Here is a 26,235-nt window from a genome sequence, read left to right as displayed (position 1 = left end):
AGCCACCCGGCCACCAAAGCAGTCAGACCCCCGCGGCCGTCACCGACGACGGGCCGCCGGCACACGTCACCCTTTTTCCGTCACGAAGTCCCGAAGTGGGTACCCCCATGTCCGAAACAGCCGTGAAGGCTCCCGGCGTCATTCCCGACGCCAACCGCTGGAAGGCGCTCGTCTTCATCGCGCTCGCCCAGCTGATGGTCGTCCTGGACGCCACCATCGTGAACATCGCCCTGCCCTCCGCCCAGCAGGACCTCGGCATCTCCGACGGCAACCGGCAGTGGGTCGTCACGGCGTACGCCCTGGCCTTCGGCGGTCTGCTGCTGTTCGGCGGACGCATCGCCGACCTGTGGGGCCGCAAGCGCGCCTTCGTCACCGGCCTGGCCGGCTTCGCCGCCGCCTCCGCGCTCGGCGGCGCGGCCACGAGCGGCGCGATGATGTTCGGGGCCCGCGCCCTGCAGGGCGCGTTCGGCGCACTGCTCGCGCCGGCCGCGCTCTCCCTGCTCGCGGTGATGTTCACCGACGCCAAGGAACGCGCCAAGGCGTTCGGCATCTACGGCGCGATCGCCGGTGGCGGCGGCGCCGTCGGCCTGATCCTCGGCGGCTTCCTCACCGAGTACCTGGACTGGCGCTGGACGTTCTTCGTGAACATCCCGTTCGCCGTCGTCGCCGCGGCCGGCGCCTACCTGGTCGTCCGTGAGCCGGAGGGCAGCCGCAAGCGCGCGCCGCTCGACATCCCCGGCGTCGTGCTCTCCACCCTGGGCCTGGTCGCGCTGGTCTACGGCTTCACCCGCGCCGAGTCCGACGGCTGGGGCGACTCCGTGACCGTGGGCATGTTCGTCGGGTCGGCCCTGCTGCTCGCGGCCTTCGTCTTCGTCGAGTCGAAGATCAAGGCGCCGCTGCTGCCGCTGCGCGTCGTCACCGAGCGCAACCGCGGCGGTGTCTACCTCTCCCTGGGCCTGGCGATCATCGCGATGTTCGGCCTCTTCCTCTTCCTCACCTACTACCTCCAGGTCGTGAAGGGCTACTCGCCCGTGAAGACCGGCTTCGCCTTCCTCCCGATGATCGCGGGCATGATCACCGGCTCCACCCAGATCGGCGCCCGGCTCATGACCCGGGTGGCGCCGCGGCGGCTGATGAGCCCCGGCTTCCTGGTCGCGGGCCTCGGCATGCTGCTGCTGACCCAGCTGGCGATCGGCTCCTCGTACGCCACGCTGCTCCTGCCGGCGATGCTGCTGCTCGGCCTCGGCATGGGTACGGCGTTCATGCCGGCCATGTCCCTGGCCACCCTGGGCGTCGAGCCGCGTGACGCGGGTGTCGCCTCGGCGATGGTCAACACCTCGCAGCAGGTGGGCGGTGCGATCGGTACGGCCCTGCTGAACACGATCGCGGCCTCCGCGAAGACCGGGTACGTCAGGGACCACATCGGGGCCGCCGCGTCCAAGCCGCAGCAGCAGCTGGTCCAGCTGGAGGCCATGGTGCACGGCTACGCGAGCGCCATCTGGTTCGCCGTCGGCATCCTGGCCGCGGCCTCCTTGATCGCGCTGTCCTTCGTCAACGCCGGCCGCCCGGGGAGCGCCTCGGTCACCGGTTCGGGCTCCGGGGCGGGCGAGGGCGTCGAGGACGAGGTGGCGGTCCCGGTCGTCGCCCACTGACCCACCGGCCGTCCACCGACCGGACGGCCTGGCCTTCCTCGCCCGGTTCCTCCGCGCACTCCGCTCAGCGGAGCCAGGGCAGGTCCGCACCCGCTTCGTCCGGCTGAAGTCCCTCGGCGACGATCTGCATGATCTCGCCGAGGGACTTCTGCTGTTCCGGGGTCAGCCGGTCGAACAGGGCCTGGCGTACGGCGGCCACATGGCCGGGCGCGGTACGGCGCAGGACGTCCCGCCCCTCCTCGGTCAGCACCGCGAACTGGCCCCGCTTGTCGGAGGGGCAGTCCTCACGGCGTACCCATCCGTTCTTCTCCAGGCGCGCCACGGCGTGCGAGAGACGGGAGCGGGTGATCTTCGCGTTCCTGGCCAGCTCGGTCATCCGCAGCCGGCCGCCCGGTGCCTCGGCGAGCTGGACGAGGAGGCCGTAGTAGATGTGCGGCATTCCCGCGTCACGCTGCAGCTGCCGGTCGAGGTGGTCCTCCAGGAGGGTGGTGGCGTGCAGGTAGGAGCGCCAGACGCGCTGCTCCTCGGCGGTGAGCCAGCGGTGGCCCCCGGTGGGGCCGGAGCCGGTCGCGGATGCGGGTGCCGTGTTCATGGCTCCACTGTACGAGGCCGCTTCTTGAAACTTAAACAATCAGGAGTACTCTCGCGAGTGAAGCTTTAGCTTTCAAGCAATATCCGGAGGGAGCAGCCACCATGTCCGAAGCCACCCAGGCGCACACGCAGCAGGCCCGCAGCCGGGAGGGCGCGGCGGAGCGCGCCCCGGGCCGCATGCCCGCCCTCTACCTCAGCCACGGCGCCCCGCCGCTCGCGGACGATCCCGTCTGGCCCGGTGAACTCGCCTCCTGGTCCGCCGCGCTGCCCCGCCCCAGGGCGATTCTCGTGGTCTCCGCCCACTGGGAGGAGGCGCCGCTCGCCGTCGGCGCCACCGAGCCGGTTCCCCTCGTCCACGACTTCTGGGGCTTCCCGGAGCACTACTACCAGGTGCGCTACGACGCTCCCGGCGCCCCCGAACTCGCCGCGAGCGTACGCAAGTTGCTGCGTGCCCCCGGTATGCCGGTGCAGGACGTGCCCGGCCGCGGCCTCGACCACGGCGCCTACGTCCCGCTCGTCGAGATGTTCCCCGCGGCCGACGTCCCCGTCCTGCAGATCTCCATGCCGACCCTCGACCCGGTGAAGCTCATGGAGATCGGCCGCAGGCTGGCCCCGCTGCGCGACGAGGGCGTGCTGATCGTCGGCTCCGGCTTCTTCACCCACAACCTGGCCGCGCTGCGTCACGCCGGGCGCGGGGTGCCGAGCTGGTCCTCCGAGTTCGACGACTGGGGCCGCCGCGCGCTGGAGGCCCGCGACTGGGACGCCCTGCTGGACTTCCTCGACAAGGCCCCCGCCGGCCGGTACGCCCATCCGCGCACCGAGCACTTCGCCCCGCTATTCGTGACCATGGGCGCGGCGGAGTCCGGCGGGGAGCTGGACACGCAGAAATCCGTGATCGACGGCTTCTGGATGGGAATGGCGAAGCGGTCCGTGCAGTTCGGCTGAAACAAGCGCACGCGCGCTGCGTACCTCTGGATTGGAGAGTCTGGGAATCTCCTGAGAGTCCGGGTTTGCGGCAACCTCCGGCCGGTGCCACCCGTCCTTGAGGGTGGGAGAACGGCCGAGGGTGACGCTCTCCGCGGCTCTCCCCGTGACGGACCGGCCGCTACACGTGTGACCGGAGTCTCACGGCGGCGCGGTCCGTGGAGTCCGCGGGGTTCGCGGGCGCCTCGGAGGAAAGGGCGATCAACGCTCTGACCTGCGTATTCGTGGGGGCTGTCGGCGGTGCTCGGGCGTTGCGGCCGTGCAGGGTACTGCATGATCAGAAAAATTGGGGGGCGGGTTGGGAATTCTGTCCGGATTCCAGTCGTTGTTTCCATCGGATGCGGGGCACCCGAGGAGAGTCCCCCAAGACAGTGTCCAGCGTCCGAAGCCCACCCGCTGACCCACCATCGCAAGGGAGCACGCATGGCAACCCGTGCCGTCGCCCGTCGTCAGTCCGCCACCGGCGAGACGGCCGACGCGGCAAACAGTGTTCGCGCCCATGGCGGCGAGATCGCCGACCGCGACCTGGTCGGCATGTATCTCGACGAGATCGCGCGTACACCGCTGCTCGACGCCGCGAAGGAAGTCGAGCTGTCCCAGGTCATCGAGGCGGGTGTGTTCGCACAGCAGATCCTCGACGGGCTCGAGGAGTCCCAGGCGGACGCCTCCCGCGAGGAGCTCGAGGCCCTGGTCGCCGAGGGGGAGCGGGCCAAGGACGTCTTCATCCGTTCCAACCTCCGCCTGGTCGTCGCCGTCGCCCGGCGCTACCCGCGCAGCGGCCTGCCCCTGCTGGACCTGATCCAGGAGGGCAACGCCGGCCTGGTGCGCGCCGTCGAGAAGTTCGACTACCGCAAGGGCTTCAAGTTCTCGACGTACGCGACCTGGTGGATCCGTCAGGCGATCACCCGCTCCATAGCGGACCAGTCCCGCACGATCCGCCTGCCCGTCCACCTCGTGGAGGAACTCGGCCGCATCCGCCGGGTCCAGCGCGAGTTCAACCGTGAGCACGGCCGCGACCCGGAGCCCGCGGAGATCGCCACCGAGCTCGGCTCGACGCCGGAGCGCGTCGCGGACGTCCTCGACTGGGCCCGCGACCCGGTCTCGCTGAACATGTCGGTGGACGACGAGGGCGAGACCCAGTTCGGCGACCTCCTGGAGGACACCTCCGCGGTGTCGCCGGAGCAGTCGGTGCTCACCCTGCTGCGCAGCGAGGAGCTCGACGACCTGATCGGCCGCCTCGACCAGCGCACGGCCTCCATCATCAAGATGCGCTACGGCATCGACGACGGCCGGGAGCGCACGCTGACCGAGGTGGGCAAGGAGCACGGTCTGACGCGCGAGCGCATCCGCCAGATCGAGAAGCACGCCCTGCTGGAGCTGAAGAAGCTGGCCCGCGACACCGGCTTCGACGCGGCGGCCTGACGCGGGTCCCGAGGCGTCGGCGTGACGCCACCCCTGGCGTCGGCGTGACGCGGGCCCCGAAAGGGGAGCCCCGTCCGCCGGCCGCGAGGGGGAACCGCGGCTGTCCGCAGATCGCGCGGAAGGTTCCGCGCGGCTCGCGGCTGCCGGAAGTCCCGTCGATGCCGGGGGAAGGCGGGCGAGCGCCGCGCACCGATCGCGTACGCGGGCGACCGCGTACGCCGGGTGGCCAAAGCACGCGCGAACAATGGCGCTGTACCGCCGCTTCAATCCGGCGGGCCGTGGGAACAACCTTTCAGGGCACGGCAGTTCGATCTGTACGCGCCCCGCACGAAACCGCCCGCATCGACCCCGGAACGCCGCCGGCGGCCACCGGACGAGTCGGCGGACGGACCAACCGAGCCAAGTCCCGACGCACACCCCCCGGCGCCGGGACTCTCCCCAGCCGGGCTTCGGCGCCACCCCCCCCGGGTGCCGGAGCCCGGCTACTTCCTTCGCCGCCTCCGGACACGCCGAGAAAAGCGGGGCACCCCGGACCTGAACCCCGGGGTGGCCCGCCCAGATGGCAGATTGTGCCACACAGGCATAACCTGCCGATGTGAGCAGTTCCACCCCCTCCCCGAGACGTACCCCCGCCTCGCCTACGCTGACGGAGCGCCGCAAGGCCGTCACCCGGATGGAGATCGCCCGGGCCGCGGCCCGCCTCTTCGTCACCCGGGGACTGCGGGCCACCCGCGCCGAGGACATCGCCCAGGCCGCCGGCGTCGCCCCGCGCACGTTCTACCGGTACTTCGCCACGAAGGAGGAGGCCGTGGCCCCCCTCTACGCGGCCGGCGCCGGACGGTGGACACAGGCGGTGCGCGAAGCCCCCGACGACCTCCCCGTCCTGCGGGCCCTGGAGCACGCGGTGCGCTACACCCTGACCCCCGGCGCCGGGGTCCCGGAGGCCTCCTGGCAGTGGGTCCGCACGCTCATCCGGCTGGCCGACACCAATCCGGCGGTGCGCAAGGTCTGGGCGGAGGAGTGCCAGGCGTCGGAACGGAGGCTGGCGGACGTCCTGGTGGACCGCCTCGACAACGTTGCCGAGCGGCCGCCCGGCTCCCAGGAGGTGCGCTTCGCCGCCGCCGTGGCCAGCGCCGCCGTACGCGTGGCGGTGGAGAGCTGGGCCGCCGGGGAGTCCCGTGCCGACGGTCCGGACGGCCCCGCGGAGCTGGCCCTGCGCAACCTCGCCGCCCTGCGCGACTTCCACTGGACCTGACCCGCGCCCCCGAACGCGACCGCCCCCGAACGCGGACCGCCTCCGAACGCGGACCGCCCCCGCCGCTGCCCCGCTGCCCTCGCCGCCCGCGTCCCGCTCAGGCGTCCCCGGCCGCCCGGCTCAGCCGCGCCCCCAGTTCGCGGACGCGGTCGACCAGTTCCGCGGGCTCCCGCACCACGAACTCGAATCCCGTCATCAGCAGCCGCACCGCCAGCCACTCCAGCCGGTCACCGGTGCTCGCCCGCAGGCGGCACCCGCCGTCGCCGAGCGGCTCCGGGGCGCCGAGCCAGGCCGGCAGCCGCTGCGCCACGACGTCCGCGGACTCGGCGAACGTCACGCTGAACTCGTACGTCTCCTGCTGCCGGTGCATCGACTGCCGCAGGTACTCCGCCGCGCTCCCGGTCGGCAGTTCCCGCGGAGCGAACCGCGCCCCCGTCGCGAACGGCTCGCTCACCCGGTCGACCCGGAACGTCCGCCAGTCCGCGCGATCGAGGTCGTAGGCCACGAGGTACCAGCGCCGCCCGGTGGAGACCAGGCGGTGCGGCTCGGTCAGGCGGCGCGTCTCGGTCCCGTCCCCGGCCCGGTAGGAGAACCGCAGCCGCTCCTGTCCCGCGACCGTCGACGCCATGACGGTCAGCGTCTCGGGCGCGATGCTCGCCCCGTCCCCGCTCACCAGCGGGGTCGTCGCGGCCTGCAGGGTGGAGACCCGGTGACGCAGCCGGGCCGGCAGTACCTGCTCCAGCTTCGCCAGGGCCCGTACCGACGCCTCGTCCACGCCCTCCACCGCGTGCCCGGCCCCCGCCCGCAGCCCCACCGCGATCGCCACCGCCTCCTCGTCGTCGAGCACCAGCGGCGGCATCGCCTTGCCCGCGACCAGCCGGTAGCCCCCGTCGGAGCCCCGCGTCGCCTGCACGGGATAACCCAGCTCCCGCAGCCGGTCGATGTCGCGCCGGACCGTACGGCGGGACACCCCGAGCCGGCCGGCGAGTTCACCGCCGGGCCATTCACGGGGCGTCTGGAGGAGGGACAGGAGCGTCAGCAGCCGAGCCGGAGTGTCCGTCGTCATGAGTCCGAGAATGCCGTACGTCTAGGACATCTTCTGACCTATTGCGCTTCTACCGTGAAGCCATGACCACCGACACGCCCCGCCCCACGCCCCGCGACACGCCGCCCGAACCGGTGGCCGCCACCGGCGCCCGGGGCGCCTCCGGCCCCGCCCCGCACACCGCCGGGTCCTCGGGCGCTTCCGGCGCGGCCGACCGCCGCCGCTGGTTCGCGCTCGCCATCGTCATGACCGCGGCCTTCATGGACCTCGTGGACGTCACGATCGTCAACATCGCGATCCCCTCCATCCAGCGGGACGCCGGCGCGTCCTTCAGCCAGATCCAGTGGATCACCGCCGGTTACGCCCTCGCCTTCGCCGCCGGCCTGATCACCGGCGGGCGCCTCGGCGACATCCACGGCCGCAAGCGGCTGTTCCTCCTGGGCATCGGCGGCTTCACCCTCGCCTCCGCCCTGTGCGGCTTCGCCGCGAACCCGGACATGCTGGTCGCCTCCCGCATCCTCCAGGGCGCCATGGCGGCGATGATGGTGCCGCAGGTCCTCTCGATCGTGCACGCCACCTTCCCGGCGCACGAACGCGGCAAGGTCTTCGGCCTGTTCGGGGCGATCGTCGGGCTCGGCGCGGTCTCCGGTCCGCTGCTCGGCGCGCTGCTCACCGAGTGGAACCTCTTCGGCCTCGAATGGCGCCCGATCTTCCTGATCAACCTCCCGGTCGGCGTCGCCGCCCTCCTCCTCGGCGGCCGCTTCATCACCGAGTCCAGGGCCCCGCGCGCGCTGAGACTGGACCTCGTCGGAGTCGCGCTGGTCACCCTCGGCCTGCTGATGCTGCTCTACCCGCTGACCCGCGGCCGTGAGCTGGGCTGGCCGCTGTGGGGCTACGGATCGATGGCGGGCGCGTTCGTGGTCTTCGCGGTCCTGGTGGCGTACGAGCGGCGCAAGGCGGCGCGGGACGGCTCCCCGCTGGTCGAACTGTCCCTGTTCCGGGTCAAGAGCTTCGCGGCGGGCATCGCGGTCCAGACGGTCTTCGGTGTCGCGCTCGGTGTGTTCTTCCTGGTCTGGACGCTTTACATGCAGATCGGGCTGGGGTGGAGCGCACTGCGGGCCGGGCTGACGGGCGTCCCGTTCTCGATCGCGGTCTCGGTGGCGGCGGGGATGTCGGTGCAGAAGCTGGTCCCGCGGTTCGGCCGCAAGGTCCTCCAGGCGGGCGCGCTGACCATGGGCGCCGGTGTCGTGCTCTACATCTGGGAGTCCGGCCGCTACGGCCTGCACATCGCCTCCTGGCAGATGGCGCTGCCGCTGGTCGTGATGGGCGCGGGCATGGGGCTGATCGTCGCCCCGCTGACGGACGCGGTGCTCTCGGAGGTGCCGCGCGAGCACGCCGGTTCGGCGTCCGGTCTGATCAACACCGTGCAGCAGATGGGCAACGCGCTGGGGCTCGGCCTGGTGTCGGTGGTGTTCTTCGGCGTGATCGGCGACCGGTTGGCGCCGGCCCAGGTCGGCCCGGCCTTCGTGCACGCCTTCCGGCACGCGCTGGTGTACGTGGCCGTGGTGATGGGCGTCATCTTCCTCCTGATGTCCGCGCTGCCCGGACGCCCGGCGCAGCACCTGGAGGGCGCGGGGGAGGAGCCGGCGGCGCCCGGAACGCCGGAGCGGGAGCGCGCGCTCGTGGGCTGACCCGCCCCGCCCGTGCTCCGGCAGACTCCGAAAGCCCGTTCATGCCCGATTCGAGTCCGAACCTGTTTACTTTCCCCAAACGGGGGCGTAGCCTCGCAGGGAAACCACAGGTTCGGGCATCGGTCGGAGGCAAACGGACATGTACGCACCGGAGCGGCAGCAGGAGATTCTCCGGCTCGCCCGTGACGGCGGCCGGGTGGACGTCGTGTCGCTGGCCGAGGAGTTCCAGGTGACCGCGGAGACCATCCGCCGGGACCTCAAGGCACTCGACCGCGCCGGCCTGGTCCGCCGGGTGCACGGCGGTGCCATCCCGGCCGGGCGCCTCGACTTCGAGCCGGACCTCACCGAGCGCGAGTCCACCGCCGCCGACGAGAAGGACCGGATCGCCAAGGCCGCGCTCGCCGAGCTGCCCACCGAGGGCACGGTGATCCTCGACGCCGGCACGACGGTCGCCCGCCTGGCCGCGGCCGTCCCGCTGGAGGCCACCCTCACCGTCGTCACGCACAGCCTCCCCATCGCGGCCCGCCTCGCCGACCACCCGGGGATCCAGCTGCACCTCGTCGGAGGGCGCGTGCGGCACCGTACCCGTGCCGCCGTGGACGCCTGGGCCCTGCGCGCCTACGGCGAGATCCGCGCCGACGTGCTGTTCGTCGCCGCCAACGGCTTCTCCGCCGAGCACGGTCTGACCACCCCCGACCTCGCCGAGGCCGCCGTGAAGCGCGCGGCGGTCGCCGCCGCCCGCCGTGTGGTGCTGCTCGCTGACTCCGCCAAGCACGGCCAGGAGCACTTCGCCCGCTTCGGCGACCTGAGCGACGTGGACCTGCTGATCACCGACAGCGGTCTGAGCCCCGAGGTCGGCGCCGCCATCGAGCGCGGCGGCACGGAAGTGGTGCGCGCATGATCCTCACCGTCACCCCCAACCCGTCCCTGGACCGCACCTACGAGGTCCCCGCGCTCCACCGCGGCGAGGTCGTCCGCGCCACCGGCGAACGGATGGACCCGGGCGGCAAGGGGGTCAACGTCTCCCGCGCGATCGCCGCCGCCGGACGGCGCACGGTCGCCGTTCTTCCCCTGGGGGGCGCACCGGGCGCGCTGGTCGCGGAGCTGCTCGACGCGCAGGGCATCCAGGTCGCGCCGGTGCCGGTCGCCGGGGCCACCCGCTCCAACATCGCCCTCGCCGAGGCCGACGGCGTCCTGACGAAGATCAACGCGCCGGGGCCGGAGCTGTCCGCCGACGAGCAGGAACTGCTCCTGGACACCGTGCGGCGGCAGTCCCGCGGCGCCGACTGGATCGCGTGCTGCGGCAGCCTGCCGCGCGGACTCGCCCCGTCCTGGTACGCCGACCTGGTCGCGCGGGCGCACACCGCCGGCGTGCGCATCGCGCTGGACACCTCCGGACCCGCGCTGCTCGCGGCGCTGCGCGAGGGCCCGGACGTGGTGAAGCCGAACGCCGAGGAGCTCGCGGAGGCCGTCGGACGCCCGCTGGCCACGGTGGGCGACGCACTGAAGGCGGCCGAGGAACTGCGCGGGCTGGGCGCGGGCGCCGTGCTCGCCAGCCTGGGCGCCGACGGCCAGCTGCTCGTAGACGGTGCGGGCGCCTGGTTCGGCTCCGCGCGCGTCGACGCGGTCCGCAGCAACGTGGGGGCCGGCGACTCCTCGCTCGCCGGCTTCCTGATCGCGGGCGGCAGCGGCCGGGAGGCCCTCGCCTCCGCCGTCGCGCACGGCGCGGCCGCCGTCCGGCTGCCGGGCAGCGTGATGCCGACCCCGCGCGACCTGGACCCGGCGGCGGTGACGGTCACGGCCGAGGTGCCGGTCGACCGCCCCCTGAAGGAGCCGGTGCCATGAACGTACGTACGACGTCTCCCGCTTCCCCGCACAGCACCCCCGCCCCCGTCCCCGCCCACCGCACGCCCCGGGCGACACGCGTGCTAAGGAGCCCGCGATGAGCAGCGTGATCACCGCGGATCTGGTCGACCTCGACCTGTCCGCCGACACCAAGGACGCGGCGGCCCGTGCCCTCGCCGAGCGGATGGTGGCCCAGGGCCGGGTGACCGACCTGGACGGTTTCCTCGCCGACGTGGCCGCCCGCGAGGCGCAGATGCCGACCGGCCTCGACGGCGGCATCGGCATCCCGCACTGCCGCAGCGAGCACGTCACCGAGCCCACGCTCGCCTTCGGGCGCAGCGCCGCCGGGATCGACTTCGGCGCGGCGGACGGCCCCGCCGACCTGATCTTCCTCATCGCCGCGCCGGCCGGCGCCGACGACGCCCATCTGACGATCCTGTCCTCGCTGGCGCGGCAGCTGATGAACGCCGAGTTCACCTCCGCACTGCGCTCGGCGGACGACGCGGCCGCCGCGGCGGCGCTGATCCGCGGCGACGAGGCCCCCGAGGCGGCGCCGAGCGCCGGCGAAGACTCCGCTGCGGCGCCGGGGGCGGCCTCCGCCGGCGCCGCAGCGGGCAGCACGAGGGCGGCCTCGGCGCCGGCCCGGGACAACGCGCCGACTTCCGAGGCGACTTCGGCCGCGGCTTCGGAAACGACTCGGGCCGCGGCTTCGGGCGCGCCCGAGACGGACACCGCAGCCTCCGCCGCAGTCCCCACTCCGGCGCCGGGCGCCACCTCCGGCGGGCCCGCGTCCGGCGCTCCCGCCGGGGCCGACGCTTCCGCCGGGTCCGAGGCGGCCGGTGCATCCGGCGGGCGCCCCTTCCGGATCGTGGCCGTCACCTCCTGCCCCACCGGCATCGCCCACACCTACATGGCGGCCGAGTCGCTGGAGAACGCCGGCCGGGCGGCGGGCGTCGAGGTCGCCGTCGAGACACAGGGCTCGGCCGGCTTCACCCGGCTCGACCCGGCCGTGATCGCCGCCGCGGACGGCGTGATCTTCGCCCACGACGTGCCCGTGCGCGACAAGGACCGCTTCGCCGGGAAGCCGACCGTCGACGTCGGGGTCAAGGCGGGGATCAACCGTCCCGGCGAACTGATCACCGAGGTCCGGGACAGGGCCGCGCGCGGCGAGGTCCCCTCCGGTGCGGCGCCCACACCGGTCGAGCGGACCGGTGACGCCCACGAGGGGTACGGCACCAAGCTGCGCAAGTGGCTGATGTCCGGCGTCAGTTACATGGTCCCCTTCGTCGCGGCCGGTGGTCTGCTGATCGCCCTCGGCTTCGCGATCGGCGGGTACAGGATCAACAAGGCGCCGTCGGTGATGGACCACTTCGTGTGGACCCAGGGCGACAGCTGGGCCGCGCTGCTCTTCCAGATCGGCGTGGTGTCCTTCGGCTTCCTCGTCCCGGTCCTCGCCGGGTACATCGCCTACGGCATGGCCGACCGCCCCGGCCTGGTCCCCGGTTTCGTCGGCGGCTCGATCGCCCTGACCATCAACGCGGGCTTCCTCGGCGGCCTCGCGGCCGGCCTCATCGCCGGCGGTGTGGTGATGGCGATCCAGAAGGTGCGGATACCGCAGGCCCTGCGCGGCATCATGCCCGTGGTGGTGATCCCGCTGATCTCCTCGGCGGTGGTCGGTTTCCTGATGTTCGTGGTCATCGGCAAGCCCATCGCCTCCGCGCAGAAGGCGATGACCGACTGGCTGAACGGCCTCACCGGCACCAACGCCGTCCTGCTCGGCGCCCTGCTCGGCCTGATGATGTGCTTCGACCTCGGCGGCCCGGTCAACAAGGTCGCCTACACCTTCGCCACCGCCGGCATCGCGGTCGCCGGCCCGAGCGACTCCGCGATGAAGATCATGGCCGCGGTGATGGCGGCGGGCATGGTGCCGCCGCTGGCGATGGCGCTGGCGACCACCGTGCGCGGCCGGCTCTTCACCCGGGCCGAACGGGAGAACGGCAAGGCCGCCTGGGTGCTGGGCGCCTCCTTCATCTCCGAGGGCGCGATCCCGTTCGCCGCCGCCGACCCGCTGCGCGTCATCCCGTCCGCCATGATCGGCGGCGCGGTCACCGGCGCACTGTCCATGGCCTTCGGCGCGACCCTGCGCGCTCCGCACGGCGGCGTCTTCGTGGTCCCGCTGATCGGCAACCCGGTCCTCTACCTGATCGCCATCGCGGCGGGCGTGTGCGTGACGACGGCCCTGGTGGTCGCCCTGAAGAGCCTGCGCAAGCCCGCCCCCGGCGCGGGGGCCCAGGGCACGGGCGAGGACGCGCAGGCGCCCGCGGCCGACCGGAAGCAGCCCGTGGCCGCGTGAGCCCGTGGCGCCGGCCGCGGCCCCCGGGAACGGCCCGGGGGCCGCGGCCGACGCACTGCGCGGCCGCGTCTGCCCCCGTCCCTTTGGGGCACTGTGAGTTGTTCCACGACACCTGCGAGATACGTCACGGTCCGGGGTCAAAGTCCCGGCCGTGGTGTCTACTGGAACGCATGCCTGAGCATGTCTCGCCCCTGATGTGGATAGGTGTGGCCGTCCCCGCCGCGCTGACCGCCGCGTGTCTGATCGGCCTGGCCCGCATCCGACGCGCCGTCCGCCTCGAGACCGCTCACCGGCCCACCCTCCCGCGCCTGCCGGCCGTCCCCCACCAGTCCGAGTCCGGCCCCCGGCGCGAGTCCGTCGAACTCACCCCGGCGGAACGGGACGCCTTCGTGGGCCTGATGCGGCAACTGGACGAAGGCCACTGAGCGGCCGCTGCCCGGCGCTCGCCCCTACGGAACCTGCGCCGCCCGCCGCTCCATCGCGTCCCGGGCCGCGTCCTCCGTCGCGTACACCTCGCACATGTGCCGGCCGTCCGGAGTCGCCGTGTGCTCGACCTCCCACAGGGAGATCTCCCTCCCGTCACCGAGCAGGAAGGCGTGCTCGTAGAGGGAGAAGCACAGCCCCGCGCGGCCCGCGCGGCAGGGGCGGCCGAAGGCCTGGGTGATCTGGTGCGCGGCCGCCGCCGCCAGCAGGGAGGCGATGTCCGCGCCCGGCCGGTCCGGGTTCTCCGCGCGCCGCAGCAGACGGCGGGCGTGATCGGCCGAGCCGTCCGGCACGTACGTCTGCCGCGTCTCGGCGACCTGTGAGAGCTGCATCAGCACCGGCAGTTCGAAGTCCGGCGCGTCCGCCGGGAGCGGCAGCCGGCCGGTGGCGGTGCGCAGCTCCTCCTCGTCGACGTAGACCTCGTGCTGCGGCTCGCTTCCCGGCGCGGTGTTGTGCACCAGTTCCCAGAGGGTGAGCGCCGAGCCGTCGGCGAGCAGCCAGGTGTGCCGGTACGTCTCGCGGTGCAGCCCCGCGCTGTGGTGGGCGGAGTGCAGCGAACCGTCGTACGCGAGGGCGCGGTCGAGCCGCCGTATCGTCTCGTCGGGCAGCTCGAAGGAGTTCAGGGCGCGGCCGAGCAGTCGCGCGAGGTGCTCCTCCGGAGACTCGGGCGACTCGCGTGGCTCGTACGCTGCCGTCCCGTACGGAACGCTCAAGGTCTCTCCCGGCATCGCTGCATGTCACCTTGTGGGTGCATACCGTAGCCCCTCGGTCGGACATCATGTCCGGGAACCGAGAAAACGTACGCCCGGAAAACGGCCGGGCCGCGCGGGAAGTTCCCGCACGGCCCGGCGATGGGTCAAAATCCGCTGCTGGAAGGCCTGTTGGCGATCACGCGGCGCTTCCCGCGGCCCACTGGCTCCAGTCCATGTTCCAGCCGTTGAGCCCGTTGTCCGGGGCGACCGTGGAGTCGGGGGAGTGCTTGACGACCACGACGTCGCCGACGAGCGAGTTGTCGTAGAACCACTTGGCGCTGGTGTCGCCCTGCGCGCCCTGCACGTCCGCCAGCCCGACACAGCCGTGGCTGGTGCCCTCGCGGCCGAAGGGCGGGTTGCCCTTGTTGTACCAGTAGTTGCCGTGGATGAACGTGCCCGACGAGGTCAGGCGCATCGCGTGCGGCACGTCCGCGATGTCGTACTCGCCGCCGAAGCCGACCGTCGAGCCGTTCATGCGCGTCTGCACGAACTTCTCCGAGATCACCATCTGCCCGTTGTAGGTGGTGTGCTGCGGGCTGCCCGCCGAGATCGGCACCGTCTTCAGGGTCCGCCCGTCCCGTACGACGGTCATCGTCTGCGTGCCGACGTCGACCGTGGAGACCTGCGAGCGGCCCACCGTGAAGGTGACGGTCTTCTTCTGCACGCCGTAGACGCCGTTCGCGCCCTGCACGCCGTCCAGGTCGATCCTCATCGTCACCTTGGAGCCGGCCTTCCAGTACTCCTGGGGGCGGAAGTCGAGCCGCTGGGTGCCGAACCAGTGGCCGACGACCTGCTGTCCGCTGCTGGAGGTGACCGTGATGTGCGACTGCACGGCCTTCTTGTCGCTGATGGCCTTGTCGAAGGTGAACGACACCGGCATGCCGACGCCCACCGTCGCGCCGTTGTCCGGCGTGTAGGTGCCGATGAAGCTGTTCGCCGTGCTGACCGTGGTGAAGATGGAGTTGGCGGCGGCGGGACGCCCGCCCTCGTCCTTGGCGGTCGCCGAGATCTGGTACTTCGTGCCGCGCTCCAGCTGCTCCTTCGGCTTCCAGCTCCTGCCGTCCGCCGAGATCGAACCCGGCACGGCCTGGCCCGAGCCCGCCACCGTCATCTTCACCTCGGTCAGCCTGCCGTCGCTGACCTTCACCCCGGTGGCGTTGATCGAGGCACCCGTCGAGCCGTCCTTGGCCGAGATGGCGATCTTCGCGGTGGACGTCTTGGGGTTGCTCTTGTCACCGTCCTTGCCGTCATTGGCGGTGGCGTCGCCACCGCATCCGGTGAGGGTCAGTGCGCCGACCATCAGGGCGGCACAGGCCACCAGTGCGCGCCGCGCTGCTATGTCCGGCGTTGTCACGGGCTGCTCCAGGTTCGAGTGGTGGGGTGATCCGCTGCAGTGCGTCGGTAAAGAGCGATCCACCACCCGCGGGGGTTCCCGCCGATCGCGCTACGGGCCATCGCGTGACAGAACCGGGACAATCGCAGGCATCACGAGATCTACGAGCCGTCCCGCCCGCCTCCCACTCCGTACAACTCCTCGTACGCCGGCCAGGCCCCGCCCGGCCCGTCCACCGGCTCGGCGGCGCGGACGGCCCGTACGATCGCCCGGGTCACCACGTCCGCGCCCGCGGCCAGGACGGCGTTCAGGGCGAGGGGATCGCCGGAGTCCAGCGGGCGTTCACCCGTGGCCAGCGCGAACACCGTGTCCCCGTCGTTGAGCAGATGCACCGGGCGCACGGCGCGCGCGATGCCGTCGTGCGCCGTCCCGGCCAGCTTCTGCGCCTGCGCCTTGGACAGGTCCGCGTCGGTGGCGACCACCGCCAGCGTGGTGTTCAGCGGCGGAGTGCCGTTCCGTTCGGCGGACTCGGCGAGCCGCCGGCGCGCGGCGTCGTGGACCCGCGCGTCCGGGTACGCGACCCGCCCGCGCCCCGACTCCCCGTACAGCACCCCCGTCTCCGGATCCAGCGCCGATCCCACCGCGTTGGCCGCCACCAGAGCCGCCACCGTGATCCCTGAGTCCAGCACCGTGCTCGCGGTGCCGACCCCGCCCTTGAGCGGACCCACGGCCGCTCCCGTCCCGGCGCCCACACAGCCCTCCGGCACGGGCGCACCCGGTTCGCTCGCTGCCGCCGCCTCGACCGCGGCGCGCCCGGTGGCCGCGTCCGGCCGGGCCCGGAAGTCGCCGCCCCGCCCCAGGTCGAAGAGACAGGCGGCGGGCACCACCGGCACGACCTGCCTCGGGTCCGGCCCGACCCGCACCCCCCGCCCCTGCTCCTCCAGCCAGGCCATCACACCGGAAGCCGCGTCGAGTCCGTACGCGCTGCCCCCCGTCAGCACGATCGCGTCGACCTTCCGCACCAGGTTGCGCGGATCGAGCGCGTCGGTCTCCTTGGTGCCCGGGCCGCCGCCGCGCACATCCACGGCGGCGACGGCACCGCCCTCCGGTGCGAGCACGACCGTGGTGCCGGTGAGCCACCCGCCGCCCCTGCGCGTCGCGTGTCCCACCCGCACACCGGCGACGTCCGTCAATGCGTCAACTCTCATGGGGGCAGTCTCCCGCCGCCGCCCGCGTCCCGGAGCGGACTTCACCGACGGCCGCGGTCGCGGCGGACCGTACCCTGGAGGCATGAGTACCGCCCCCGAGCCGCGCGATCCCAAGAGTGCGCTGATCTTCGACGACCCGCTGAGCCAGCAGTCCACCGACGACACCGACCGCGGGTGGGGCGAGCGGACGGAGAGGGACAGCGCCGCCGACCTGAAGCGCTTCCTCGACGAGAAGCCGCCCCACCACATCTGAGTCCCGCGCCACCGCCTCCGGCGTCAGCCCTGCGGCCTCCGGGGGCAGCCCCACCGCCTCCGCACCCGGCCCCACCGCGGCCGCACCCGGCCCCACCGCGGCCGGCGGGCCTCGCCGAGTTCCGGCGCCCGAGGCCGCTACCGCCGGCTCCGCTCGGGGTCGCGCTGCGCGACCAGCTCGTCGCGGATCTCCTTGAGCACTTCCAGCTCGGTCACCTCGATGATCTCCCGGGAGCCCTCCCGCGCCTTCCTCCGCGCCTCCTGGCGGGCCAGGAACTTCGCCATGGGCAGGACCATCAGGAAGTAGACCACCGCCGCGGTGATCACGAACTGGAGGGTGGCGCCGAGCACCGATCCCCACAGGATCTGGATGCCCTCGGCACCCTTGCAGGTGCCCAGGCACGAGCTGTAGTGGTCGAGGTTCTTGGTGCCGATCGCCCCGATGACCGGGCTGATCACACCCTTCACCACGGCATTGACGATGTTGGTGAAGGCCGCGCCGACGACCACCGCGACCGCAAGGTCGACGACGTTCCCGCGCATCAGGAAGGCCTTGAAGCCATGCCAGACGCTCGGGTCCTTCTTGTCGCTCACGTCGGAGCCCTCCTCGTACGAACAGGTTGTGGAACAAACAGCTCCGCAACCTACGGCTCACCACAGCGTCACCGCTAGCCGGGACGTCACACCGGCCCCCGCCAGACGCGCCGCCGTGGCGCGCGGCACCGAGAGAGCCACCAGCGCGCCGCTGTCCGCCGTGCCGCCGTCCACGGGTTCCGGCACCTTCGTCACCCGTGCGCCCCGCGCGACCACACGGGCCTCACCCCCCGCCGCCGGATCCTCCGCGGCGATGACGTCGACCCGGTCGCCCGGCCGCAGCAGCCGGACCGTGGCCGCGTCGGCGATCCGCACGGGCGCGGTCACCAGGGCCTGGCCGTTCCCGCCGGGGTGCTCCCGCGTCCGGGCCGCCGGCGGGTGGCCACGGGGCCGCCCGTGCCGAGGAGAGTCCGGCCCGTCTCCCGGACCCGCCGCCACCAGCGCGGCCGCGGTCACGGCGAGCCCGGCCGCCACCGCCCGCCTCCGGTGCCGTACGAGCCGCCGCAGCCCGTACCCGCCGCCGCGCACCCGCACCGGTGCGAAAGAGGGCACCTGGCACGGGGCGGGAGCGTCCGCGCCCGGCGGGAGCAGCGACGACGAAGCGGCCGGGGGCGTCACCGACGACGGGTGCGATGAATCCGACGGATACGGCGAAGAGGGCGGAGGCGCCGGATGCGATGGGTACGGCGAGGAGGAAGGAAAGGAAGGAGACGACGGAGACGACGGAGACGAGGACACGGGAATCCGCTGAACCACCTGGGACCACCACCTGTGGACGACGTGGAATCGGTTGCGATGCCACGATCCACGAAGTGGCGGCCGTCCGCCGGGGCCCGTGTGCTACTGCCGGGTTGTGGACAACCGCCTCACCCGAACGGGACGTTCCGCCAGGCGGAGGAGGCGGAGGAGGCGGAGGAGGCAGAGAAGGCAGAGGAGGCAGAGGAGGCAGAGGAGGCAGAAGGGACAGCTGACACAGGGGGCTACGGCAGCACGAACCCCGGATCCATCCCGCCCAGCGCGTTCGCGCACAGGCAGTCCCGTTCCGCCTCCGCGGGCAGCGCGGCCACCGCGTCGAAGAGCACGCCCCGCAGCCGTTCCACGTTGGACGCGAACACCCGGAGCACCTCCTCGTGCGAGACGCCCTCGCCGGTCTCGGCACCCGCGTCGAGGTCGGTGACCAGGGTCAGCGAGGTGTAGCAGAGCTCCAGCTCGCGGGCGAGCGCCGCCTCCGGGTGGCCGGTCATGCCCACCACCGACCAGCCCTGCGCCTGGTGCCACAACGATTCGGCACGGGTCGAGAAGCGCGGCCCCTCCACCACGACCAGCGTGCCGCCGTCGACGGGTTCCCAGTCCCGCCCGCGCGCCGCCTTCAGGGCCGCCGCGCGCCCGGCGGGGCAGTAGGGGTCGGCCAGGGACACGTGCACCACGCGCGGCACCGTGCCGTCGGGCAGCGGCAGCCCGTCGAAGTACGTCTGCACCCGGGACTTCGTACGGTCGGCGAACTGGTCCGGCACCAGCAGGGTGCCGGGCCCGTACTCGGGGCGCAGGCCGCCGACTGCGCAGGGGCCGAAGACCTGGCGCACGCCCACGGAGCGCAGCGCCCACAGGTTGGCCCGGTAGTTGATGCGGTGCGGCGGCAGGTGGTGTCCGCGGCCGTGCCGGGGCAGGAAGGCGACCCGGCGGCCGGCGATCTCTCCGAGGTAGAGGGAGTCGCTGGGCGGCCCGTACGGCGTGTCGACCTGGATCTCGGTCACGTCGTCCAGGAACGAGTAGAAGCCGGAACCGCCGATTACACCGATCTCTGCGTTCGCCATGACCAGCACACTATCCGCCCGCGACCGGCGTGAGGAGGCCGCTCCGGGAACGCCGGGAACCCCGCCGTCCGGCGACGGCGGGGTCCGGGGAGAAGAGGTGTCAGGCGGCGGAGGTGCCGGCCGAGCTCGACGGCGAGGCCGAGGACGTGCTCGCGGCCGACGAACCCGAGTCGGAGGACGACGACGAGCTCGAGGACGTGCTCGACGGCTTCGACGACGACGCCGGGCTGCTGCTCGACGAGGAGCCGCGGCTGTCGTTGCGGTAGAAGCCGGAGCCCTTGAAGACAATGCCGACCGCGGAGAACACCTTCTTCAGGCGCCCCTGGCAGCTCGGGCACTCGGTCAGGGCGTCGTCGGTGAACTTCTGCACCGCCTCGAGGCCCTCGCCGCACTCGGTGCACTGGTACTGGTAGGTGGGCACTGTCTTCCTCCTGGCACTCTCACTCGATGAGTGCTAACGACGATCCATAGTGACGTATTCCTCGAGATCAGTCCACCGACACGGGCGCGCGGTGACCGACGCCACGTGCGACCGTCCGGGCGCGGGGCCCCGCGTCGAGCCGTGACCGCAGCGCCACCAGGGTCGTCAGGGCCAGCACCGTGCCCGCCAGCGGGACCAGGAAACCGGCGCCGCCCCACAGCCGGTCCTCCAGCTGTCCGGCGACGGTGACGGCGGCCGCCTGGCCGAGCGCGACGGCGCCGGTGAGCCAGGTGAACGCCTCGGTGCGGGCGCCGGCCTGCACCAGGCCCTCGACCAGGGTGTAGCCGGTGATCAGGGCGGGCGCGATGCACATGCCGACCAGGAGGCCGAGCGCGGCGAGGACGGCCGCCGAGTGGGCGGTCCACAGGGCCGACGCGGTCAGCGCGAGGGCCGCGTAGCCGAGGACGAGGCGGCGTTGCGGGGCGGCCTTCCAGGCCACGGCGCCGCAGACCACGCCGGAGAGCATGTTGCCCGCGGCGAAGACCCCGTACAGGACGCCGTTGAGGCCCGGCTCGCCGATCGACTCGGTGAACGCGGCCAGCGAGACCTGCATCCCGCCGAAGACCGACCCGATGCCCAGGAAGGTCACCACCAGCACGCGCACGCCGGGCACGCGCAGGGCGGAGGCGTGCTCCACGCGCGCGGGGCCCTCGGCGGCGACGGGCGGCTGGGTGTGCTTCTGGGCGGCGAACAGCAGACCGCCGGCCAGGGTCAGCGTGGCCTCCGTCAGCAGGCCCGCGGCCGGGGCGACGGCCGTGCACAGCGCGGTGGCCAGCAGCGGGCCGACGACGAAGGTCAGCTCGTCGGTGACCGACTCGAAGGCCGCCGCGGTGCTCATCAGCGGGGAGTCCTTGAGGGTCACGCCCCAGCGGGCCCGCACCATGGGGCCGACCTGCGGCACCGAGGCCCCGGTCGGCACGGCGGCCGCGAACAGCGCCCACAGCGGGGCGTGCGCGAGGGCGAGCGCCGTCAGCGTCAGTCCCGCCAGGGCGTGCACCAGGACGCCGGGCACCAGCACGGCGCGCTGCCCGTGACGGTCGGCGAGACGGCCGCTGTAGGGGGCGAACAGGGCCATGGAGACCCCGGTGGCGGCCGCGGTGGCGCCCGCCGCGCCGTAGGAGCCGGTGGTGTGCTGGACGAGCAGCACGATGGAGAGGGTGAGCATGGCGAACGGCTGGCGGGCCGCGAAGCCGGGGAGCAGGAACGTCCAGGCGCCGCGGGTGCGCAGCAGCTGCCCGTATCCGGGACGGGAGGACGAGGCCGCCGGACCGGCCGGGTGCGCCGGACCGGTGGGGGCGGCGGGGTCCCCCGAGCGCGTCGGGCCGGCGGCGCTGGCCGCGTGCGCGGAGTCCGTCGAGGTGCCCGGCTCCGTCGTGTTCCGCGCCGGTCCGGTGGAGACCGTGGATGCCACGGCCCGTGCCTTTCTGCCGCCTGGTAGCGCGGGCCCACGGGCGGGGCTCCGGGCGCCGAGAGCTGTCCTCTTGCGCGGACTGCGGTAGATACCGGCGCCCACTGCGGGGGGCGAGACGGCCGCCATACGGTCGCGCCAGCTCTGCGTCAGGCAGAGTTGGTTCGATCAGGGTGCGCCTTCATCGTACAGGGGCCGGTGCCTCGTACTCCTGTGAAAAGGAGCACCGCGGCGGCCGTTCGCCTGTGATTGCCGCCGGTGTGAGCCGTGCGGAACGTGCCCTCAACGCGAGCCGCCGGGATGCCGCCCCTCGCCGCGGCCGTCTCCGCTCGTGCCCAGCCAGCCGGCCAGCTTGCCGCCCCGGCCCACCGCGCGCAGCCGCCGTTCCGCGGCGTCCCGGACGGGGTCCGTGGCGACCACGAGCAGTTCGTCGCCGCGCCGCAGGGCCGTCGTCGGCGACGGGACGAACGACTTTCCCTCGCGGACCACGAGCGTGACCGCGGCCCCGGCCGGCAGCCGCAGCTCGTTGACCTCCACGCCGTGCATCCGCGACCCCTCCGGGATCGCGACGGAGAGCAGATGGCCGCGCAGCCGCTCCAGCGGCGCCGCCTCGATGCCGAGGTCGGCGGCCTCCGGGCCCACGCCCAGGCGCAGCGTCCGGGCCAGCCACGGCAGGGTCGGTCCCTGCACCAGGGTGTAGGCCACGACCAGGATGAAGACGATGTTGAAGATGCGGTGGGTGGAGTCGACGCCGTTCACCATCGGGATCGTCGCCAGGATGATGGGCACGGCGCCGCGCAGCCCGGCCCAGGACATCAGGGTCTGCTCCTGCCAGGGCACCCGGAACGGCGCCAGGCTGGTCACCACGCTGAGCGGCCGCGCCACCATGGTCAGGGCCAGGCCGATGACGAGGGCGGGCCAGACGTCGTCGCCCAGTTCGTGGGGTGTGACCAGCAGGCCGAGCAGGACGAACATGCCGATCTGGGCGATCCAGCCGAGCCCCTCGGCGAAGCCGCGGGTGGCGGGCCAGTGCGGCAGTTTCGCGTTGCCGAGCGTCATCGAGGCGAGGTAGACGGCGAGGAAGCCGCTGCCGTGCGCGAGCGCGCCGGCCGCGTAGGCGGTGACCGCGATCGCCATCACCGCGATGGGATAGAGGCCGGAGGCGGGCAGCGCGACATGGCGCAGGCCCCAGGAGCCGAGCCAGCCGACCGCGAGGCCGATGGCCGCGCCGATGGCCAGTTCCAGGGCTATCTCACCCAGCAGCACGTACCAGTGCTCGATCGGGCCCGCCGTGGAGAAGGCGACGACCAGGATGACCACCGGGGCGTCGTTGAAGCCGGACTCGGCCTCCAGCGTGCCCGTCACGCGCGCGGGGAGCGGGACCCTGCGCAGCACCGAGAAGACCGCCGCCGCGTCCGTGGAGGACACCACCGCTCCGATGATCAGCGCCGGCCGCCAGTCCAGCCCGATGAGGTAGTGCGCGCCGGCCGCCGTGACGCCGACGCTCACGCCGACCCCGACCAGCGCCAGCACGGAGGCGGCGGGCAGGACCGGCTTGATCTCTTTCCACTTCGTGCCCAGACCGCCCTCGGCCAGGATCACGACCAGGGCCGCGTAGCCGATGATCTGGGTCAGCTGGGCGTTGTCGAAGTGCAGGTGGACCAGGCCGTCCCCGCCGAGGAGGACACCGATCCCCAGGTAGACGAGCAGGCTGGGGAGCCCGCTGCGCGAGGAGATCCGGACCGCTGCCACGGCCACGAGCAGGACGAGCGAGCAGACGAGAAGGAGCTGGTTGAGGTGGTGGACAGTCAGCGGCGGTTCCTCCCCCGGAGGTCTCGGGTTACTTCGTTACCTTACCTAACTCTTGACGCTTTCTTGACGCTTCGCGGGGCAAGATCGAACGTCCGCCCGCGCCTGGACCCGACTCCGCGTCAAGAGGTATCGGGCCCTGCGCCTATGGTTGCTCCAGCACTCCAGTACCGCCTGCCGCTCGCGTTAGGACAGCAAGGACAGCGATGCCCCCCAACACCACCGCCTCAACGGGTGACAAGCCCGGCAAGTCCGGCAGGAAGAAGGGGCGAAAAGCCCGACTGATCGTGCTCGTCCTGGTGCTGGCGCTCATCGGAGGCGTCGTCTACGGGGCCTACTGGTCCATCAGCACGGTCCGCTCCTCCTTCCCGCAGACCAAGGGCACCGTCACGCTGCAGGGCCTGTCGGGCCCGGTCGACGTCAAGCGCGACGGCTACGGCATCCCGCAGATCTACGCCTCCTCGGCCGAGGACCTGTTCATGGCCCAGGGCTTCGTCCAGGCCCAGGACCGGTTCTACGAGATGGACGTGCGCCGGCACATGACCTCCGGGCGCCTGTCGGAGATGTTCGGCAAGGGCCAGGTCAAGAACGACGCCTTCCTGCGCACCCTGGGCTGGAACCGGGTCGCCCAGCGGGAGTACGACACGAAGCTGTCGGCCTCCACCAAGAAGTACCTCCAGGCGTACGCCGAGGGAGTCAACGCCTACCTCAAGGGCAAGGACGCCTCGGACATCTCCCTGGAGTACGCGGCCCTGGGCTTCACCAACGACTACCGGCCCGGGCGGTGGACCCCGGTCGACTCCGTCTCCTGGCTGAAGGCGATGGCCTGGGACCTGCGCGGCAACATGCAGGACGAGGTCGACCGCGCCCTGATGACCAGCCGACTCGGCCCCAAGCAGATCAAGGACCTCTACCCGGACTACCCCTACGCCCGCAACAAGGCGATAGTCACGGAGGGCCAGTACGACACGCTCGGCAGGACGTTCCGGGCGAGCGGCGGCACCGGCACCCCGACGGGCACGACCGGCTCGGCCGGCACGGGCCGCTCGTCCGGCGCCGCGGGCACCGGCGGCACCTCCGGGACGGCGGGCGCGAGCCGGTCGCCCGGGGCGGGCGGCACCCCGACGTCCTCCGGTTCGGGCGTGCAGAGCCAGCTGATGGGCCTGCACGACGCCATGCAGGACCTGCCCTCGGCCGTCGGCGTCAACGGCGACGGCATCGGCTCCAACTCCTGGGTGGTGTCCGGGAAGTACACCATCACCGGCAAGCCGCTGCTGGCCAACGACCCGCACCTGGGTCCCGCGCTGCCGTCGGTCTGGTACCAGATGGGCCTGCACTGCCGCACGGTCTCCAGCGCCTGCCCCTACGACGTCACCGGCTACACCTTCGCGGGGATGCCGGGCGTGGTGATCGGCCACAACCAGGACATCGCCTGGGGCATGACCAACTCCGGCGTCGACGTCACCGACCTGTACCTGGAGAAGCTCAGCGGCGACGGCTACCTGCGCGACGACAAGGTGGTGCCCTTCACCACCCGGCAGGAGACCATCAAGGTGGCCGGCGGCGCCCCCAAGACGATCACCGTCCGGGAGACCGGCAACGGGCCGCTGCTGTCCGACCGGGACGACGAACTCGTCACGGTCGGCCGGAAGGCCGCCGTCGACACCGCCGCGCCCGACCGCGGCGACGGCTACGCCATCGCGCTGAAGTGGACCGCACTGGAGCCGGGCACCACCATGGACGCCGTCTTCGCCCTCGACAAGGCGAAGGACTTCGGCGACTTCCGGTCGGCGGCGGCCCTGTTCGACGTGCCCTCGCAGAACCTGATCTACGCCGACACCCGGAACCACATCGGCTACACGCTGCCCGGCCGCATCCCGATCCGCGCCAAGACCGACGACGGCTCGATCCCGGCGCCCGGCTGGGACTCGAAGTACGACTGGACCGGCTACCTCAAGCAGAACGAGCTGCCCTACGAGTACGACCCCAAGCGCGGCTACATCGTCACCGCCAACCAGGCCGTCGTCGACCCGAAGACCTACCCGTACGCGCTCACCACGGACTGGGGCTACGGCGCCCGCAGCCAGCGGATCAGCGACCTGATCCAGTCGAAGATCGACGGCGGCGGCAAGATCTCCACCGAGGACATGCGGCAGATGCAGCTGGACAACAGCAGCGAGATCGCCAAGCTGCTCGTGCCCAAGCTGCTGAAGATCGACATCGGCGACAAGGACGTCCGCCAGGCGCAGAAGCTCCTGGAGGGCTGGGACTACACCCAGAACGCCGACTCGGCGGCGGCCGCGTACTTCAACGCCGTCTGGCGCAACGTGCTCAAGCTCGCCTTCGGCAACAAGCTGCCCAAGGAGCTGCGGGTCAAGGGCCAGTGCCTGTGGGTGGAGCCGTCCGACACCACCGGCCCGGCCGACGAGGCGCAGAAGGTCCGCGAGTGCGGTGAGCGCGACTCCGACCAGGCGCAGCCCGACGGTGGCGACCGCTGGTTCGAGGTGGTGCGCACCCTCATGGACGACGAGAACAGCGACTGGTGGAAGGCGCCGGCGGCGGGCACCCGCCCCAAGGCCGACAACCGGGACGAGCTGTTCCGGCGCGCCATGATCGACGCCCGCTGGGAGCTGACCGCCAAGCTCGGCAAGGACATCGACACCTGGAGCTGGGGCCGGCTGCACCGCCTGTTCCTGAAGAACCAGACCCTGGGCACCGACGGACCCGGCTTCCTGCAGTACGCCCTCAACCGGGGCCCCTGGAAGCTCAGCGGCGGCGAGGCCGCGGTCAACGCGGCGGGCTGGAACGCGGCCGGCGGCTACGGCGTCATCTGGGTGCCGTCGATGCGGATGGTCGTCAACCTCGCCGACCTGGACAAGTCACGGTGGATCAACCTCACCGGCGCCTCCGGCCACGCCTTCAGCGCCCACTACACCGACCAGACCGGCAAGTGGGCCAAGGGCGACCTGCTGCCGTGGTCCTACTCGCCGGACGCGGTCGACCGGAGCACGAGCGACAAGCTCACGCTCAAGCCCTGAGCGGCCGGCGACAAGAGGGGCCCGCACCCACCTCGGGGGCGGGCCCCTCGCGCTCGGCACGTTCGGCACCGGCGCGGCATCTCCCGGACCGTGCCGGGCAATCACGAGGCCGACAATCGTGCCGCCGGCGTGTTTCCGGTTATCGGAAAGCCGAACAGGAAGCCGAAGTCCGGATGCGGCCGGCGAAGTCCTGATCGCGGTTTGGCCGGCGCTCCGATAAAGCCC

General features: G+C 72.5%; 22 protein-coding genes. 11 read left to right on the top strand and 11 right to left on the bottom strand.

The annotated features are described in order from the left end of the window. Nucleotides 1–107 precede the first annotated feature (107 nt). The gene (locus ACIPM1_RS24145) at nucleotides 108–1,652 is read left to right on the top strand and encodes an MFS transporter (protein WP_402437863.1); all 1,545 of its coding nucleotides are present in this window, start codon (nucleotides 108–110) and stop codon (nucleotides 1,650–1,652) included. A gap of 64 nt (nucleotides 1,653–1,716) precedes the next feature. Here the strand turns inward: ACIPM1_RS24145 and ACIPM1_RS24140 are convergent, their stop codons facing one another. Further along, complete coding sequence (locus tag ACIPM1_RS24140) at nucleotides 1,717–2,244, bottom strand: MarR family winged helix-turn-helix transcriptional regulator (protein ID WP_402437860.1); 528 nt, start codon at nucleotides 2,242–2,244, stop codon at nucleotides 1,717–1,719. A 176-nt stretch (nucleotides 2,245–2,420) separates the two neighbouring features. Between ACIPM1_RS24140 and ACIPM1_RS24135 the strand changes: the two genes are divergently transcribed. The 3 genes from ACIPM1_RS24135 to ACIPM1_RS24125 all read left to right on the top strand — a co-directional run bounded on the left by ACIPM1_RS24135 (nucleotide 2,421) and on the right by ACIPM1_RS24125 (nucleotide 5,904). Then, on the top strand, nucleotides 2,421–3,188 hold the full coding sequence (locus ACIPM1_RS24135; RefSeq protein ID WP_402437919.1) for a dioxygenase: 768 nt from the start codon (nucleotides 2,421–2,423) through the stop codon (nucleotides 3,186–3,188). Nucleotides 3,189–3,650: 462 nt separating this feature from the next. Next, on the top strand, nucleotides 3,651–4,649 hold the full coding sequence (locus ACIPM1_RS24130) for a sigma-70 family RNA polymerase sigma factor (RefSeq protein WP_356194468.1): 999 nt from the start codon (nucleotides 3,651–3,653) through the stop codon (nucleotides 4,647–4,649). Between the two features lie 595 nt (nucleotides 4,650–5,244). Then, the gene (locus ACIPM1_RS24125; RefSeq protein ID WP_402437857.1) at nucleotides 5,245–5,904 is read left to right on the top strand and encodes a TetR/AcrR family transcriptional regulator; all 660 of its coding nucleotides are present in this window, start codon (nucleotides 5,245–5,247) and stop codon (nucleotides 5,902–5,904) included. A 97-nt stretch (nucleotides 5,905–6,001) separates the two neighbouring features. Here ACIPM1_RS24125 and ACIPM1_RS24120 read toward each other — a convergent pair whose 3' ends face one another. Then, nucleotides 6,002–6,970, bottom strand: a complete 969-nt coding sequence (locus ACIPM1_RS24120) for a helix-turn-helix transcriptional regulator (protein WP_402437854.1) — start codon at nucleotides 6,968–6,970, stop codon at nucleotides 6,002–6,004. 224 nt (nucleotides 6,971–7,194) lie between these two features. Between ACIPM1_RS24120 and ACIPM1_RS24115 the strand changes: the two genes are divergently transcribed. The 5 genes from ACIPM1_RS24115 to ACIPM1_RS24095 all read left to right on the top strand — a co-directional run bounded on the left by ACIPM1_RS24115 (nucleotide 7,195) and on the right by ACIPM1_RS24095 (nucleotide 13,263). Beyond that, the gene (locus ACIPM1_RS24115) at nucleotides 7,195–8,640 is read left to right on the top strand and encodes an MFS transporter (protein WP_402437916.1); all 1,446 of its coding nucleotides are present in this window, start codon (nucleotides 7,195–7,197) and stop codon (nucleotides 8,638–8,640) included. 139 nt (nucleotides 8,641–8,779) lie between these two features. Further along, nucleotides 8,780–9,541 carry a DeoR/GlpR family DNA-binding transcription regulator gene (locus ACIPM1_RS24110; RefSeq protein ID WP_402437851.1) on the top strand — a complete coding sequence of 254 codons (762 nt, stop codon included), beginning with the start codon at nucleotides 8,780–8,782 and terminating at the stop codon, nucleotides 9,539–9,541. Next, nucleotides 9,538–10,485 (top strand): 1-phosphofructokinase, encoded by a 948-nt coding sequence (gene pfkB, locus ACIPM1_RS24105; protein WP_402437848.1) that lies wholly within the window; start codon nucleotides 9,538–9,540, stop codon nucleotides 10,483–10,485. The genes ACIPM1_RS24110 and pfkB overlap by 4 nt, the downstream gene beginning before the upstream one ends. A gap of 97 nt (nucleotides 10,486–10,582) precedes the next feature. Next, nucleotides 10,583–12,838, top strand: coding sequence for a fructose-specific PTS transporter subunit EIIC (locus tag ACIPM1_RS24100; protein ID WP_402437845.1), 2,256 nt, complete (start codon nucleotides 10,583–10,585; stop codon nucleotides 12,836–12,838). 170 nt (nucleotides 12,839–13,008) lie between these two features. Beyond that, the gene (locus ACIPM1_RS24095; RefSeq protein ID WP_356195131.1) at nucleotides 13,009–13,263 is read left to right on the top strand and encodes a hypothetical protein; all 255 of its coding nucleotides are present in this window, start codon (nucleotides 13,009–13,011) and stop codon (nucleotides 13,261–13,263) included. Between the two features lie 24 nt (nucleotides 13,264–13,287). On the opposite strand, the gene ACIPM1_RS24090 is transcribed toward ACIPM1_RS24095, so the two are convergent. The 3 genes from ACIPM1_RS24090 to ACIPM1_RS24080 all read right to left on the bottom strand — a co-directional run bounded on the left by ACIPM1_RS24090 (nucleotide 13,288) and on the right by ACIPM1_RS24080 (nucleotide 16,614). After that, nucleotides 13,288–14,034 (bottom strand): DUF6227 family protein, encoded by a 747-nt coding sequence (locus tag ACIPM1_RS24090; RefSeq protein WP_402437841.1) that lies wholly within the window; start codon nucleotides 14,032–14,034, stop codon nucleotides 13,288–13,290. 175 nt (nucleotides 14,035–14,209) lie between these two features. Beyond that, the gene (locus ACIPM1_RS24085) at nucleotides 14,210–15,427 is read right to left on the bottom strand and encodes an Ig-like domain-containing protein (RefSeq protein ID WP_402437839.1); all 1,218 of its coding nucleotides are present in this window, start codon (nucleotides 15,425–15,427) and stop codon (nucleotides 14,210–14,212) included. 140 nt (nucleotides 15,428–15,567) lie between these two features. Continuing rightward, nucleotides 15,568–16,614: a P1 family peptidase gene (locus ACIPM1_RS24080; protein WP_402437836.1), complete on the bottom strand. Its 1,047-nt coding sequence runs from the start codon at nucleotides 16,612–16,614 to the stop codon at nucleotides 15,568–15,570. An 82-nt stretch (nucleotides 16,615–16,696) separates the two neighbouring features. On the opposite strand from ACIPM1_RS24080, the gene ACIPM1_RS24075 reads away from it, so the two are divergent. Next, complete coding sequence (locus ACIPM1_RS24075; protein ID WP_392194023.1) at nucleotides 16,697–16,867, top strand: hypothetical protein; 171 nt, start codon at nucleotides 16,697–16,699, stop codon at nucleotides 16,865–16,867. A gap of 137 nt (nucleotides 16,868–17,004) precedes the next feature. Here the strand turns inward: ACIPM1_RS24075 and mscL are convergent, their stop codons facing one another. The 6 genes from mscL to ACIPM1_RS24045 all read right to left on the bottom strand — a co-directional run bounded on the left by mscL (nucleotide 17,005) and on the right by ACIPM1_RS24045 (nucleotide 22,975). Next, the gene (gene mscL, locus ACIPM1_RS24070; protein ID WP_402437833.1) at nucleotides 17,005–17,460 is read right to left on the bottom strand and encodes a large conductance mechanosensitive channel protein MscL; all 456 of its coding nucleotides are present in this window, start codon (nucleotides 17,458–17,460) and stop codon (nucleotides 17,005–17,007) included. Nucleotides 17,461–17,517: 57 nt separating this feature from the next. Continuing rightward, nucleotides 17,518–18,078 (bottom strand): hypothetical protein, encoded by a 561-nt coding sequence (locus ACIPM1_RS24065; protein ID WP_356195116.1) that lies wholly within the window; start codon nucleotides 18,076–18,078, stop codon nucleotides 17,518–17,520. Nucleotides 18,079–18,440: 362 nt separating this feature from the next. Further along, entirely contained in the window at nucleotides 18,441–19,274 is an 834-nt protein-coding gene (locus ACIPM1_RS24060) for an S-methyl-5'-thioadenosine phosphorylase (protein ID WP_402437829.1), read from the bottom strand. A 100-nt stretch (nucleotides 19,275–19,374) separates the two neighbouring features. After that, a complete protein-coding gene (locus ACIPM1_RS24055; protein ID WP_402437826.1) occupies nucleotides 19,375–19,695 on the bottom strand; it encodes an FmdB family zinc ribbon protein in 321 nt (106 codons plus the stop codon). A 67-nt stretch (nucleotides 19,696–19,762) separates the two neighbouring features. After that, a complete protein-coding gene (locus ACIPM1_RS24050) occupies nucleotides 19,763–20,986 on the bottom strand; it encodes an MFS transporter (RefSeq protein ID WP_402437913.1) in 1,224 nt (407 codons plus the stop codon). Nucleotides 20,987–21,445: 459 nt separating this feature from the next. After that, complete coding sequence (locus ACIPM1_RS24045) at nucleotides 21,446–22,975, bottom strand: potassium/proton antiporter (RefSeq protein ID WP_402437911.1); 1,530 nt, start codon at nucleotides 22,973–22,975, stop codon at nucleotides 21,446–21,448. Nucleotides 22,976–23,178: 203 nt separating this feature from the next. Between ACIPM1_RS24045 and ACIPM1_RS24040 the strand changes: the two genes are divergently transcribed. Beyond that, nucleotides 23,179–26,010 carry a penicillin acylase family protein gene (locus ACIPM1_RS24040; RefSeq protein WP_402437823.1) on the top strand — a complete coding sequence of 944 codons (2,832 nt, stop codon included), beginning with the start codon at nucleotides 23,179–23,181 and terminating at the stop codon, nucleotides 26,008–26,010. Nucleotides 26,011–26,235: the final 225 nt, after the last annotated feature.

The sequence above is a fragment of the Streptomyces sp. NPDC086766 genome (assembly GCF_044746005.1).
GTDB lineage: Bacteria > Actinomycetota > Actinomycetes > Streptomycetales > Streptomycetaceae > Streptomyces.
This window is presented reverse-complemented; position numbering and strand designations above follow the sequence as displayed.

What these genes read in the sequence shown, in the direction of transcription:
- ACIPM1_RS24145 (WP_402437863.1), top strand. Translation starts at nt 108, where the DNA reads ATGTCCGAAACAGCCGTGAAGGCTCCCGGCGTCATTCCCGACGCCAAC.
- ACIPM1_RS24140 (WP_402437860.1), bottom strand. Translation starts at nt 2,244, where the DNA reads ATGAACACGGCACCCGCATCCGCGACCGGCTCCGGCCCCACCGGGGGC.
- ACIPM1_RS24135 (WP_402437919.1), top strand. Translation starts at nt 2,421, where the DNA reads ATGCCCGCCCTCTACCTCAGCCACGGCGCCCCGCCGCTCGCGGACGAT.
- ACIPM1_RS24130 (WP_356194468.1), top strand. Translation starts at nt 3,651, where the DNA reads ATGGCAACCCGTGCCGTCGCCCGTCGTCAGTCCGCCACCGGCGAGACG.
- ACIPM1_RS24120 (WP_402437854.1), bottom strand. Translation starts at nt 6,970, where the DNA reads ATGACGACGGACACTCCGGCTCGGCTGCTGACGCTCCTGTCCCTCCTC.
- ACIPM1_RS24115 (WP_402437916.1), top strand. Translation starts at nt 7,195, where the DNA reads ATGACCGCGGCCTTCATGGACCTCGTGGACGTCACGATCGTCAACATC.
- ACIPM1_RS24110 (WP_402437851.1), top strand. Translation starts at nt 8,780, where the DNA reads ATGTACGCACCGGAGCGGCAGCAGGAGATTCTCCGGCTCGCCCGTGAC.
- pfkB (WP_402437848.1), top strand. Translation starts at nt 9,538, where the DNA reads ATGATCCTCACCGTCACCCCCAACCCGTCCCTGGACCGCACCTACGAG.
- ACIPM1_RS24100 (WP_402437845.1), top strand. Translation starts at nt 10,583, where the DNA reads ATGAGCAGCGTGATCACCGCGGATCTGGTCGACCTCGACCTGTCCGCC.
- ACIPM1_RS24095 (WP_356195131.1), top strand. Translation starts at nt 13,009, where the DNA reads ATGCCTGAGCATGTCTCGCCCCTGATGTGGATAGGTGTGGCCGTCCCC.
- ACIPM1_RS24080 (WP_402437836.1), bottom strand. Translation starts at nt 16,614, where the DNA reads ATGAGAGTTGACGCATTGACGGACGTCGCCGGTGTGCGGGTGGGACAC.
- ACIPM1_RS24075 (WP_392194023.1), top strand. Translation starts at nt 16,697, where the DNA reads ATGAGTACCGCCCCCGAGCCGCGCGATCCCAAGAGTGCGCTGATCTTC.
- ACIPM1_RS24060 (WP_402437829.1), bottom strand. Translation starts at nt 19,274, where the DNA reads ATGGCGAACGCAGAGATCGGTGTAATCGGCGGTTCCGGCTTCTACTCG.
- ACIPM1_RS24040 (WP_402437823.1), top strand. Translation starts at nt 23,179, where the DNA reads ATGCCCCCCAACACCACCGCCTCAACGGGTGACAAGCCCGGCAAGTCC.